This window comes from Paracoccus sp. S-4012 (assembly GCF_009674885.1).
Taxonomy (GTDB): Bacteria; Pseudomonadota; Alphaproteobacteria; order Rhodobacterales; family Rhodobacteraceae; genus Paracoccus.
In genome coordinates this window covers 27,318-40,869 of record NZ_WKKA01000015.1, presented here as the reverse complement: position 1 = coordinate 40,869, position 13,552 = coordinate 27,318, and the positions used below count along the sequence as shown (strand labels likewise).

General features: G+C 69.1%; 10 protein-coding genes. All 10 read left to right on the top strand.

The features are described 5' to 3' along the window. Positions 1–10 precede the first annotated feature (10 nt). On the top strand, positions 11–1,267 hold the full coding sequence (locus GI374_RS15510; protein ID WP_154337957.1) for a CaiB/BaiF CoA-transferase family protein: 1,257 nt from the start codon (positions 11–13) through the stop codon (positions 1,265–1,267). 38 nt (positions 1,268–1,305) lie between these two features. Next, positions 1,306–2,742 carry an NAD-dependent succinate-semialdehyde dehydrogenase gene (locus GI374_RS15505; protein WP_154337956.1) on the top strand — a complete coding sequence of 479 codons (1,437 nt, stop codon included), beginning with the start codon at positions 1,306–1,308 and terminating at the stop codon, positions 2,740–2,742. A 74-nt stretch (positions 2,743–2,816) separates the two neighbouring features. After that, positions 2,817–4,262, top strand: coding sequence for an amidase (locus GI374_RS15500; RefSeq protein WP_154337955.1), 1,446 nt, complete (start codon positions 2,817–2,819; stop codon positions 4,260–4,262). Between the two features lie 192 nt (positions 4,263–4,454). Beyond that, a complete protein-coding gene (locus GI374_RS15495; protein ID WP_229583396.1) occupies positions 4,455–6,755 on the top strand; it encodes a penicillin acylase family protein in 2,301 nt (766 codons plus the stop codon). Between the two features lie 76 nt (positions 6,756–6,831). After that, positions 6,832–8,382: an ABC transporter substrate-binding protein gene (locus tag GI374_RS15490; RefSeq protein ID WP_154337954.1), complete on the top strand. Its 1,551-nt coding sequence runs from the start codon at positions 6,832–6,834 to the stop codon at positions 8,380–8,382. Between the two features lie 107 nt (positions 8,383–8,489). After that, on the top strand, positions 8,490–9,434 hold the full coding sequence (locus GI374_RS15485; protein WP_154337953.1) for an ABC transporter permease: 945 nt from the start codon (positions 8,490–8,492) through the stop codon (positions 9,432–9,434). After that, positions 9,427–10,329 (top strand): ABC transporter permease, encoded by a 903-nt coding sequence (locus tag GI374_RS15480; RefSeq protein ID WP_154337952.1) that lies wholly within the window; start codon positions 9,427–9,429, stop codon positions 10,327–10,329. The genes GI374_RS15485 and GI374_RS15480 overlap by 8 nt, the downstream gene beginning before the upstream one ends. A gap of 4 nt (positions 10,330–10,333) precedes the next feature. Further along, positions 10,334–11,320: an ABC transporter ATP-binding protein gene (locus GI374_RS15475; RefSeq protein ID WP_154337951.1), complete on the top strand. Its 987-nt coding sequence runs from the start codon at positions 10,334–10,336 to the stop codon at positions 11,318–11,320. Beyond that, positions 11,317–12,267: an ABC transporter ATP-binding protein gene (locus GI374_RS15470; protein WP_154337950.1), complete on the top strand. Its 951-nt coding sequence runs from the start codon at positions 11,317–11,319 to the stop codon at positions 12,265–12,267. The genes GI374_RS15475 and GI374_RS15470 overlap by 4 nt, the downstream gene beginning before the upstream one ends. Before the next feature lie 47 nt (positions 12,268–12,314). After that, complete coding sequence (locus tag GI374_RS15465; protein ID WP_154337949.1) at positions 12,315–13,547, top strand: aspartate aminotransferase family protein; 1,233 nt, start codon at positions 12,315–12,317, stop codon at positions 13,545–13,547. Positions 13,548–13,552: the final 5 nt, after the last annotated feature.

Genomic DNA, 13,552 nt, shown 5'->3' with positions numbered 1-13,552 from the left:
GGAGCAACGAATGACTGCCTTGCCGCTGGAGGGGATTAAGGTGCTGGACCTGACGCGGGTTCTGGCCGGGCCCTGGGCCACCATGAGCCTTGGCGATCTCGGGGCCGAGGTCTGGAAGATCGAGAACATCCGCGGCGGCGACGACACGCGCGCCTGGTCGGTGCCGAGCTTCAAGGGCGTCAGCACCTATTACCTCTGCGCCAACCGCGGCAAGCATTCGGTGGCGGTCGACCTGAAGACCGCGGAGGGGCGGCAGATCGTCCTCGACCTCGCCGCGCGCGCCGATGTGGTGGTCGAGAACTTCCGCGCCGGGACGGTGGACCGGCTCGGCATCGGCTACGAGGATATCCGCACGATCAACCCGGGCATCGTCTACTGCTCGATCTCGGGCTACGGCCAGACCGGCCCCGAGCGGACGCGGCCCGGCTACGACTTCATTATGCAGGCCGAGAGCGGGCTGATGTCCATCACCGGCGAGGTGGACGGCCCGCCGAACCGGCTGGGGGTCGCCTTCACCGATGTCGTCGCCGGCATGGTGGCCACGCAATCGATCCTCGCCGCCCTCTACCAGCGGCGCGACACCGGCGAGGGGCAGTTCATCGACGTGGCGCTGCTCGACACCACGCTGAACCTGCTCATCAACGTCGGCACCGGCTATCTCAACGCCGGGGTCGAGGCGAAACGCTACGGCAACGCGCATCCGACCGTGGTGCCCTACCAGGTGCTGCAGACCGCGGATGGCAGCTTCGCGCTCGCGGTGGGCAACGACCGCATGTATGCGGATTTCTGCACCAAGGTTGTCGACCGGCCCGATCTCGCCACCGATCCGCGCTTCACGACCTCGCATCAGCGAGCGCTGAACCGGCCGGAACTGCTGGCGATCCTGCAGGAGATCATGCTGACGCGGCCCTCGCAGCACTGGCTCGACGCCTGCCGCGCGGCGGATGTGCCCGCGGGGCCGGTGAAAACGGTCTCCGAGGCCCTGAGCGCGCCCTCGGTGGTCGAGCGCGGGGTGATCCAGCAGATCGAGCATCCAGAGCTCGGCACCATCTCGCTGATCCGCGCCGCGCAGGGGCTCGCGGCGCAGAACGATCCCGACCGCCCGGCCAAGGCACCGCCGCTGCTGGGCGAGGACACGCGCACGGTCCTGCGCGAGGTGCTGGGCCTCGGCGAGGACGAGATCGAGGGCCTGGCCGCGCGCGGCGTCGTCGCCTGCCATGCCGCGGACGAGGCGCCCGCATCCACCAGCAGCCTCGCCCCGCAATGATTCGCGCCGCACGGGCGGACCAGACCGAGGAAGAACCGATGACCAGCTATCCCGACACCCAGCTTCTGATCGACGGCGCCTGGCGTCCCGGCGAGACCGGCGAGAGCCTGCCGGTGATGAACCCGGCGACCTCGCGCGAGATCGGCCGCGTCGCCCGCGCCACGCGCGCCGACTTGGATGCGGCCCTCGCCGCCTGCGAGCGCGGCTTCGCCGAGTGGAGCCGGGTCTCCGCCTTCGAGCGCGGCAAGATCATGCGCAAGGCCGCTCAGCTGCTGCGCGACCGTGCCGACGTCATCGCGCCGATCCTGACGCTGGAGAACGGCAAGCCGCTCGCGCAGGCGCGCATCGAGATCATGTCCGGCGCCGACATCATCGACTGGTTCGCGGGCGAGGGGCAGCGCGCCTATGGTCAGGTGATCCCGTCGCGCGCGCCCGACGTCATCCAGATCGCGATGAAGATGCCGGTCGGCCCGGTCGCGGCCTTCACGCCGTGGAACTTCCCGGTCAACCAGGTCGTGCGGAAGCTGTCGCTGGCCCTCGCCGCCGGGTGCTCGATCATCGTCAAGGGCCCCGAGGAAACCCCGGCCAGCCCGGCCGAACTGGTCCGCGCCTTTGTCGATGCGGGCGTGCCCGCGGGCGTCATCAACCTCGTCTACGGCAACCCGGCCGAGATCTCGGAATACCTCATCCCGCATCCGGTGATCCGCAAGATCAGCTTCACCGGCTCGACGCCGGTGGGCAAGCAACTGGCGGCGCTGGCCGGGCTGCACATGAAGCGCGCGACGATGGAGCTTGGCGGCCATGCCCCGGTGATCGTCGCGGGCGACGCCGACATCGACCAGGCGCTGGACGTGATCGCGCCCTACAAGTTCCGCAACGCGGGGCAGGTCTGCATCTCGCCCACCCGCTTCCTCGTGCAGGATGCGCTGCATGACGAGTTCACCGAGCGGTTCACCGAGATCGCCGCAGCGGTGAAGATTGGCAGCGGCCTCGATGAGGGTGTCGAGATGGGGCCGCTGGCGAACGAGCGCCGCATCCCGGCGCTGGAGGGGATGATCGCCGACGCGGTCGAGCGCGGCGCGCGGCTGACGACCGGCGGCCGGCGGATCGGCAACGAGGGCTGGTTCTTCGAGCCGACGGTCCTCGCCGAGGTGCCGGTCGAGGCCCGCATCATGAACGAGGAGCCGTTCGGCCCAGTCGCGGTCATCAACCGCTTCGGCGATCTGGACGAGGCCATTGCCGAGGCCAACCGGCTGCCCTTCGGCCTCGCCGCCTATGCCTTCACCCGCGACAGCGCCACGGCGAACCGGCTCGGCCGCGAGATTGCGGCGGGCATGACCTCGATCAACCATATCGGCCTCGCGCTGCCCGAGGTGCCGTTCGGCGGGATCAACGATTCCGGCCACGGCACCGAGGGCGGCTCCGAGGCGATCGAGGCCTATCTCGAGACGCGCTTCGTCACCCGGAAGGGCTGACGGGACGCCCTCAGCCGCTACACCGGGCCGCCGCGCCCGGTGCAGCGCCACGTTTCAGGGAGAGCGGAGCCCTCATGACCAGCCACACCGTGCCGGAACTCTGCCGGCTGAACGCGGTCCCCCTCGCCGGGATGATCCGCCGCCGCGAGGTCTCGGCCAGCGAGGTGATGGGCGCCTATCTCGATCACATCGAGGCGGTGAACCCAGCGGTGAACGCCATCATCTCGCTGCGCCCGCGCGCGGCGCTGATGGCGGAGGCGCAGGCGGCGGACGAGGCGGTGGCGCGCGGCGATGCGGTCGGGCCGATGCACGGGCTGCCGCAGGCGATCAAGGATCTGGCCTTCACCAAGGGGCTGCGGACGACCTTCGGCTCGCCGCTGTTCGCCGATCTGGTGCCCGCGACGGATGCGATCTTCGTCGAGCGGATGCGCGATGCCGGGGCGATCATCATCGGCAAGACCAACGTGCCGGAATTCGGCTACGGATCAAACAGCTACAACCCGATCTTCGGGCTGACGCGCAACGCCTGGAACCCCGAACGCGTCGGCGGCGGCTCCAGCGGCGGGGCGGGCGTGGCGCTGGCGATGCGGATGCTGCCGGTGGCGGATGGCAGTGACATGGGCGGTTCGCTGCGCAATCCGGCGGCCTGGAATAACGTCTACGGCTTCCGCCCCTCGCAGGGCCGCGTGCCCGCCGAGCTGATCGATCCGTTCTACGGCCAGATGGCGACCGACGGGCCGATGGGCCGCTCGGCCGAGGATCTGGCGATGCTGATGGGCGTGCAGGCCGGATACGACCCGCGGGCGCCGCTGTCCTTGGGCGAGGGCGAGGACTGGTCCACGGCGGCGGAGCCGCTCGACCCCGCGACCCTGCGGTTCGGCTGGCTGGGGGATTTCGACGGCCATCTGCCGTTCGAGCCGGGCGTGCTGGAACTGGTCGAGGCGGCTGCGGGCCGCTTGGCCGACGCCGGTGCGTCAGTCGACCCGGTGGGGATCGGCTTCGACATGGAGGCGCTCTGGCAGGCCTTCGTGCGGCTGCGCCAGCATTCGATCGGCGGGCGTCACGCCGATCACTGGGCCGACCCGGCGCAGCGCGCGCTGCTGAAGCCCGAGGCGCAGTGGGAGGTCTCGGAGAGCCTGAAGCTGACTTCGCTGGACCTCTGGCGGGCCGGGGTGGTGCGCGGGGCCTGGTATCGCCGGATGCTGGAACTGTTCGAACGCCACGACTTCCTGCTGCTGCCCGCGGCCCAGGTCTTCCCCTTCGCCGCCGGCATCGAATGGCCGCAGGAGGTCGGCGGCCGCCGGATGGACAGCTATCACCGCTGGATGGAGGTGGTCGTGGGCGCGACGATGTCGGGCTGCCCCGCCGTCAGCGTTCCCGCGGGCTTCAGCCCGGAGGGCCTGCCGATGGGCATGCAAATGATCGGCCCCCCGCGCGGCGACCACCGGCTGCTGCGCGCCGTGGCGGCGTGGGACCGGATCAGCCCTTGGCTGGATGCGCTGCCGCCCGGCTTAAGCTGAGGCCCACTCTTTCAAACCGTTTCGGACAGGCCGATATATCAGCAGCTCCTCCGGCAGGGGAGAGGACCTGCAGGCCAGCGGACTTCCGCTTCGTACCGGTATTTCCCCCTTCCATCCACGCGCCAGAATAAGGTTGACGACCCGCCTTCACAGATCTGATATATCAGACACGCGGAGGGAACGGGGGAACCTATGGCGAGCGAGATTTCCGGCGACATGAAGGCCGGCGGCGCGGCGGAGCGTTATGTCCTGCTGGAGGGCCTCAGCGCCCCAGTCGAGATCCGGCATGACGTCTGGGGCGTCCCCCATATCCGCGCCGGGAACGAGCCGGACCTCTTCTTCGCCAATGGCTGGGTCCATGCGGCCGAGCGGCTCTGGCAGATGGATGCCGCGCGGCGTCGGGCGCTCGGGCGCTGGGGCGAGTGGGTCGGGGGCGAGGGCCTCGCGTCGGACACGCTGATGCGGCGGCTGGGCGTCGATCAGGTGTCGCGGGCGAATTACGACGCGCTGTCGCCCGAGACGAAGGCCATGTGCGAGGCCTACTCGGCGGGCGTGAACGCCTTCATCGCCGCGGGCGAGCTGCCGCCCGAATACGGCCTGCTTGGCGAGACGCCCGAGGACTGGGAGCCGTGGCACTGCGTCGTCGTGATGCGTCAGCGCGGCATGCTGATGGGCTCGATCTGGTTCAAGCTGTGGCGCGCGGCGGCTTTTGCCGCAATCGGTCCCGATCACCTCAACCTGCTGCGCTACGAGGATGGCGGGTTGGAGCGTTTCGTCGTGCCGCAGGAGCGGCAGGACCGCCGCTGGACCGCGGCGCTGGCCGATCTCGCCCCGGCGATCGAGGGGCTGTCGCGCCTCTTCGGGCAGGACGTCACCGGCGGCGGGTCGAACAACTGGGCGGTGGATGCCCGCCATACCACCACCGGCATGCCGATCGTGGCGGGCGACCCCCACCGCGCCTACGAGATTCCCGGCATGTATGCCCAGATCCACCTGACCGGCGGCGATCTGGACGTGCTCGGCCTGACCGTCCCCGGCGTGCCCGGCACCCCGCATTTCGGCCATAACGAGGACATCGCCTTCTGCGTGACCCACGCCTTCGCCGATATCCATGACCTCTATGTCGAGGATTTCAGCGGCCTTCCCGAGGGACACTACCGCACCGAAACCGGGAGCGAGCCGGCCACCCACCGTCAGGAGGTGATCCGCCTGCGCGGCGAGGCCGATGTGACCATCGACGTCTGGGAAACCCGGCACGGCCCGCTGATCCTCGGCGGCCCGGCCGAGGGCGCGGGACTGGCGCTCAAGTCCATGCAGTTCCGGCCCGACGACCGCTCCCTCGACTGCCTGCGCCCGATGATGAGCGCGAAAACGATCACTGCCTTCTACGACCTGATGGAGCCCTGGGGCCTGATCGACCACAACCTGGTCGCCGCGGACCGCCAGAACAACATCGGCGTGCAGGTTCGCGCGCGCCTCCCCGAGCGCGACCGCCTGAACGGCTGGTTGCCGGTGCCCGGCTGGACCGGGGCGCATGAATGGCGCGGGCTGATCCCCTTCGCGCGGATGCCGCGCGAGGAGAACCCCGCCACGGGGATCGTCGTCACCGCGAACAACCGCACGGTGCCCGACGACTGGCCGGATTACATCTGCACCGACTGCCATCCCAGCACGCGGGCGAACCGCATCCATGAGGTGCTGTCGGCCAAGGGGCCGTTCGCGCCCGAGGACATGCTGCCGCTCCTCCACGATCACAGCTCCGCCGTCGCGCGCGAGATCGCGGCGCGGATCGTTGCGCGGCGTCCGGCCGCGGGCGCGGGCCGTGACCTCGTGAATGCGCTGGAGGGCTGGAACGGGCTGATGGCGGCGACCGAGCTCGCGCCGACCGTCTATTACGCGATCCGCCAGCAGATGACGCGCATCCTCGTGGCGCGCTCCGGCCTCGGCGCCGTGGCCGACAGCGAGATTGCGAAGCTGCCGCCAGGGATCAGCCCGCTGACGCATCTATGGTGGGCGCTGCCCGACCAGTTGCGCCGCGACGACACCAGCCTGCTGGGGCAGGGGGGCGACTGGAACTCGGTCATCGACGAGGCCATCGCCGCCGTCGCTGCCGATTTCACTCCGCGCTCCTGGGGCGAGGCGCATCATCCGTCCTTCGCGCATCCGCTGGCCTCGGCCTTCCCGGAGGCGAAGGCATGGGCGCCGGACTCGGCCCCCGTCTCGGGCGACGGCGACTGCGTGCTGGCGACCGGGGGCCTGCCGGCAACCGGCTCAGCCTCGGTCTATGGGCCGGTGGCGAAATACATCTGGGATCTCTCGGACTGGGACAACTGCTCCTGGGTGGTGTTCCACGGCGCCTCGGGCGTGCCGGGCGATCCGCATTACAGCAACCAGAACGGTCCCTGGTCGCGGGGCGAGCTGGTCCCCGCGCCCTGGTCCGAGGCGAAGGTCCGCGCGCTGACGCGGCGGCGGACGGTGCTTTCCACGCAGTGAAGACCCCCGCCCGGCTTCCGGCCGGGTACGGGGCACCGACAGACGAACCCAAGAGTTCCGACAAAGGGAGTTCCAGATGAGCCTTACCCTTCGCAGATCGCTTCTCGCGGCGCTGCTTTCCGGCAGCGCGCTGGTGGCCGGGCCCGCACTGGCCCAGGATGCGCCCAAGGAGGGCGGCACGCTGATCTACGCCACCAACGGCGGTCCGGGTCACATGGACCCGCATGTGGCCAGCGCGCTGATCGACCTCGAGGTCATGCATCAGATCTATGAAGGCCTCGTCACCATCGACGAGAATTACGACACTGCGCCGATGCTGGCCGAAAGCTACGAGCTCAGCGACGACGGGATGACGCTGTCGTTCAAGCTGCGCGAGGGCGTGAAGTTCCATGACGGCTCGGTCATGACCTCGGCCGACGTGCTGGCCTCGTTCGAGCGTTATGCCGAAGTCAGCTCCAACGCCTCGCTGCTCGACGATGTCGACCGCTACGAGACGCCGGACGACCACACCTTCATCATCCACTTCAAGACGCTGAACGCCGCCTTCCTCGACGCGCTGAAATCGCCGGTCTATCCGGTCGTGATCCTGCCCGCCTCGCAGGCCGACAAGCCCGCGCGCGAGAACGACCCGATCGGCACCGGCCCGTTCAAGCTGGGCGACTGGGTGCGCGACAGCCACCTCTATCTCGAGCGGTTCGACGACTACACCGCTGACACCGCGCATGAGCCCTCGGGCTATGCCGGCAACAAGAAGGTCTGGCTCGACAGCGTCCGCGTCAACTTCCTGACCGAAACCAACGCCCGATCCGCCGCGATCCAGACCGGCGAGGCGCATGTCGTGACGCCCCTGAACCTCGACTCCGTGCGGTCGCTCGAGAGCGTCGAGGGGGTGCAGACGGTCGAGATCGTGCCCTACTGCCAGCAGTATCTGGTCGTGAACAGCCAGCAGGCGCCGACCGACAATTCGGCCGTCCGCAAAGCGCTGCGCACCGCGGTCAATGCCGAGGACATCATGCTGGTCGCGGGAGACCCGGCCACGCTGGCGCCGGGCATGGCCTATGAGGGCGGGTTCTACTACTCGGAGGAAAACTCTGCGCCGTTCTACAACCAGAACGACCCCGACGCTGCCGCGGCGATGCTGAAGGAAGCGGGCTACGGTTCCGAGGAACTCGTCCTGCAGACCAACACCAACTACGATTACATGCGCGACAGCATCGTGATGCTGGACGAGCAACTCAAGATGGCCGGCTTCAACACCAAGGTCGATGTGACCGACTGGCCGACCCAGTCGACCAACATGAGCACCGGCTCCGGGCGCTGGAACGTCGCCACCACCTCCTTCTGCTCGAACCCGCTTCTGGGGCCGCAGCAGTGGCGCTCGGTCGTCTATACCTTCCCGCAGGTGAAGGACGACGCCGTGATGGATGAGAACTTCGACAAGTTCTATTCGTCGCTGGACGCGGAGGACCGGCGCGCGGCCTGGCTCGAGATCGAGAACCGCATCCTTGACGAGGCCTACATGATCAAGGTCTCGAACCGCGCCTCGGCCCGCGCCTATCGGCCCGGCGATATCGGCGGCTATCCCGAGTACTACATGAACTTCTTCTGGGGCGTCTGGATGCGCTGACCCGCGCCTTCCGTGCCCCTGACCGGCCCCTCGCGGGCCGGTCGCCTCCCATCGTCCTCGCCTTCGCCGCGGCCTGCGGCGGGTGACTCGCCTCTCCCGGAGTGCCGATGATCAAGCTCATCCTGACAAGACTGGCGCAGGCAGTGCCGGTGATGCTGATCGTGGCGATCCTCACCTTCGTGCTGATGAAGCTCCTGCCGGGCGATCCCGCGGTCCTACTGGCGGGCGAAGGGGCGGACCTCGACAAGGTCGACGCCCTGCGCCGCGAGCTAGGGCTCGACCGGCCCTTGCTGATCCAGCTCGGCTCGTGGCTGGCGGATCTCGCGCGGTTCGACCTCGGCCGGTCGCTGTTTCTGAACCAGCCGGTGGCCGAGGCCATCGTCGAGCGCCTGCCCGTGACGCTCTCGCTGGCGATGGTCGCCTTCGTCATGACGATCCCCATCGGGATCATCATGGGCATGGTCGCGGCCTACTGGCGCGACAGCTGGGTGGATACGGCGGTGATGTCGCTGGCGCTGGTCGGGGTCTCGGTGCCGAACTTCTGGCTCGCGATCCTCGCCATCATCCTCTTCTCGGTCACGCTGGGCTGGCTGCCCTCGGCGGGCTACGTGCCGATCGACGAGGGGCTCTGGCTCTGGCTGCGCTCGCTCATCATGCCGGCCGCGGTGTTGGCGCTGTTCCAGATCGGCTATCTGGCCCGGATGACGCGCTCGGAGATGCTGGAGGTGATGGACCAGGACTATGTCCGCACCGCCCGCGCCAAGGGCGTCTCGGAGCTCCGCACGGTCGCGAAACACGCCTTCCGCAACGCGCTGGTGTCGGTGCTGACCGTCTCGGGTTACATCTTCAGCCTTCTGGTCGGCGGCTCGGTGGTGATCGAGCAGATCTTCGCGCTGCCCGGCATCGGGCGGCTGCTGGTGCAGGCGATCATGGCGCGCGACATTCCGGTGGTGCAGGGCACGATGCTGTTCCTCGGCTTCATGTTCGTCGCGATCAACGTGCTGGTGGACATCTTCTATACCGTCGTCGATCCGAGGGTTCGCTATGACTGACGCGACACACGGCGTGGGTGCCGCGACTCCCGGCCCGGCGCGGGTTTCCACCAACAGCCCGATGCGCCTGGCGCTGCGGCGGCTGATGCGGCACCGGTCGTTCCGGGTGGGGCTGGTGATGCTGCTGCTCATCGTGCTGCTGGCCTGGGCCGCGCCCTGGATCACCAACGGCACACCCAACGCGACCTCGGTCCGGGTGCGCTTCACTCCGCCGTCGCTCGACTATCCGTTCGGGACCGACAACTTCGGCCGCGATCTCTGGACGCGGGTGGTCTACGGCGCGCGGGTGTCGCTGTGGATCGGGTTCACGGTGGCGCTCCTCTCGGCCTTCTTCGGCGGCATCATCGGGGTCTGCGCGGCATGGTTCCGGCGGCTCGACAGCCTGCTCATGCGGATCATGGACGCGCTCATGGCCTTCCCCGCGATCCTGCTGGCGATCGGCGTCAGCGCAGTTCTGGGACCGCAGCTGTCCTCGGTCATCATCGCGCTGACCTCGGCCTATATCCCGCGCTGCGCCCGGATGGTGCGGGCCTCGGCGCTGGTGATCCGCGAGCAGGATTACGTCGAGGCGGCCCGGATCTCGGGCGCGTCGAGCCTGCGCATCATTCTGCGTCACATCCTGCCCAACTGCCTCGCGCCGCTGCTGGTCACGCTCACCTTCGTCTTCGCCTACGCGATCCTGGCGGAGGCGACGCTCAGCTTCCTTGGCATCGGCACGCCGCCGCCGCATGCCAGCTGGGGCAACATCGTGGCGCAGGGGCGCGACTTCGCGGTGGAGGCCTGGTGGATCATGCTGTTCCCCGGCCTCGCCATCAGCATCTCGGCGCTGTCGATCAACCTGATGGGCGACGGGTTGCGCGATGTCCTTGACCCGCGGCTGAAGATCGAGGGGTGACGACATGACCGACAAACTTCTGGACGTGCGCGACCTGGCGGTCTCGTTCCGCACCGACCGCGGCTGGATTCCCGCCGTGGACAGCGTGAACTTCACGCTGGGCGAGGGCGACGCGCTGGGCATCGTGGGCGAGAGCGGGTCGGGCAAGAGCGTGACCGCGCTGTCGCTGCTGCGCCTCCATGCCGAGCGCAACACCCGCATCGAGGGCCAGGTTCTCTGGCGCGGCCGCGATGTGCTGAAGCTCAGCCGCGGGCAACTGCAGCAGCTTCGCGGCAGCGAGATCGCGATGGTGTTCCAAGACCCGATCCACACCCTGAACCCGGTTCTGAACATCGCCGACCAGATCGGCGAGAGCTTGCGGATCCATCAAGGCATGACTGGCGCGGCGGCGCGCAGGCGGGCGATCGAGTTGCTGGACACGGTGCGCATCCCCGATGCCGCGCGGCGCGTGAACGACTATCCCCACCAGCTTTCCGGCGGCCAGCGTCAGCGCGTGATGATCGCCATCGCCATCGCCTGCCAGCCGAAGCTGCTGATCGCCGACGAGCCGACGACGGCGCTAGACGTGACGGTGCAGGCGCAGATCATGGAGCTGTTGCGCCAGCTCCGCGCCGATCTGGGCATGTCGGTCATCCTGATCTCGCATGACCTCGGGCTGGTCTCGGAGTTCGCCGACCGGGTGATGGTCATGTATGCCGGCCAGCCGATCGAGATGGCGCCCGTCGATGCGCTGTTCGACCTGCCGCTGCACCCCTATTCGGACGGGCTGATCTCGGCGATTCCGGATCTGGACAGCGACCTCGACCGGTTGCCGACCATCGCCGGCTCCATCCCCGAGCCGACCCGCCGCCCCGCGGGCTGCCGCTTCGCGCCGCGCTGCCCGCATCAGAAGGCCGACTGCCGCAATACCGTGCTGCCGATGCTGGAGGCAGGCGGCGGCAGGGCCGTGCGCTGCACCCTGCATGTGACCGACAAGCGGGCCGTGGCATGACCGAGACCATCGTATCCGTCCGCAACCTGACGCGGACCTTCGTCCAGGGCGGCGCCGGCGGCAAGCAGCTGCTGAAGGCCGTCGAGGATGTGTCCTTCGACATCCGGCGTGGTGAGACCCTGGGCCTCGTCGGGGAATCCGGCTCGGGCAAGTCGACGATCGGCAAGGTCCTCGTGGGCGCCCTGCCGCCGAGCGAGGGCACCGTGGATCTCTTCGGCACCCGGATCACGCCGCAGTCGCGGGACCGCGCCTGGAAGCCGCTGCGGCATAGGGTGCAGTTCGTGTTCCAGGACCCGCATGCGGCGCTGAATCCGCGGATGCGGGTCGGCCAGTCCATCGCCGAGCCGCTGGAGGTGAAGGGCGGCATGAGCCGCGCCGACCGCCATGCCCGCGTCGAGGAGCTGATGGAGCTGGTCGGCCTGCCGCCGAACTTCCTCGACCGCTTCCCGCACGAGTTCTCGGGCGGGCAGCGGCAGCGCATCGTGATCGCGCGGGCGCTCGCGCTTAACCCCGACTTCGTCATCTGCGACGAGGCGGTGGCCTCGCTCGACGTGTCGATGCAGGCGCAGATCATCAACCTGCTGAAGGACCTGCAGGACCGGATGGGGCTGAGCTACCTGTTCATCGCCCATGACCTCGCGGTGGTCCGCGCCGCCTCGCACCGGATCGCGGTGCTCTATGCCGGGCAGGTGGTGGAGCTGGCGCAGCGCTCGGACCTCTATCAGCGCCCGCTGCACCCCTATACCCGTGCGCTTCTCGATGCGGTGCCGCGCGCGCGCAAGCGTCAGCGCCCGCCGGTTCTCGGCGGCGAGGTGCCGAGCCTTCTGAACAAGCCCCGCGGCTGCAACTTCAGCACGCGCTGCCCGCTCGCGACAGAGCACTGCCGTCAGGTCGAGCCGGCGCTGCGCGAGGTCGAGGGGCGGCAGGTCGCCTGCCATCTGGTCTGAGTTGAATGACGGCGCGCGACGCCGGGAGGATAAGGAAAATGACGGAGATGCCGGGTATGATCGTGAATGATGTCGATGCGGATCTGCGCGAGCGTGCAAGCGCGGTGATCCCCGGCGGGATGTGGGGCCATCAGCGGGCAGCCGTGCTGCCAGCGGGCTATCCCCAGTATTTCGCGGGCGGCGAGGGCGCGCGGGTGACCGACGTCAACGGCAATTCCTACATCGACTTCATGTGCGCCTGGGGGCCGATCGTCCTCGGGCACCGCTATCGCGCGGTCGAGGAGGCCGGGGTGGCGCAGGTGCTGGCCGGGGACTGTCTCGACGGCCCCACCCGGCACACGGTCGAGCTGGCCGAGCTGCTGGTGCAGACGGTCGCCCATGCGGACTGGGCCATGCTGCAAAAGAACGGGACCGACGCGACCACGGCCTGCGTCACCATCGCCCGTGCAGCGACCGGACGGCGCAAGGTGCTGGTCGCGCGCGGCGCCTATCACGGCGCGGTGCCGTGGTGCACGCCCTCGCTCGCCGGGGTCACGGCCGAGGATCGCGCGCATCTGCTGCATTTCGACTACAACGATCCCGAAAGCCTGCGCGCGGCCGCGCGCGAGGCGGGCGGTGATCTGGCCGCGGTGCTGGTCTCGGCCTTCCGCCACGACCTCGCGATCCCGCAGGAGGCGCCGGACCCCGAATTCGCCCGTGCCGCGCGCGAGATCTGCGACGAGGCGGGCGCGGTGCTGATCCTCGACGATGTGCGGGCCGGCTTCCGGCTGCACATGGGCGGCAGCTGGGAAGGGACGGGCGTGCGCCCGGACCTGACGGCGTTCTCCAAGGCGATCGCGAATGGCTGGCCGCTGGCGGCGGTGACGGGCAGCGAATGGCTGCGCGAGGCGGCCGGCAAGGTCTTTGTCACCGGCTCGTTCTGGTACACGGGCGCGGCGATGGCCGCCGCCGTGGTCACGATCCGCGAACTGGCCCGGATCGACGGCCCGGCGCTCATGCGCCGCGCGGGCGAGCGGTTCCGCGCCGGGCTGGCCGAGCAGGCGGCGCGCCACGGGTTCGAGCTGCGCCAGACCGGCCCCGCGTCCATGCCGCTGGTTCAGTTCGCCGACGACCCGGAGGCGAAGCTGGGCGAGCGGTTCTGCCAGGAGGCGCTCCGGCGCGGCGTCTATCTGCATCACAAGCACAACATGTTCATCTGCTGCGCCCATACCGACGCGGTCATCGACGACGCCCTTGCGGCGACCGACGATGCGATGAAGGCTCTCGCCCAGGGCCGCTGACGTGA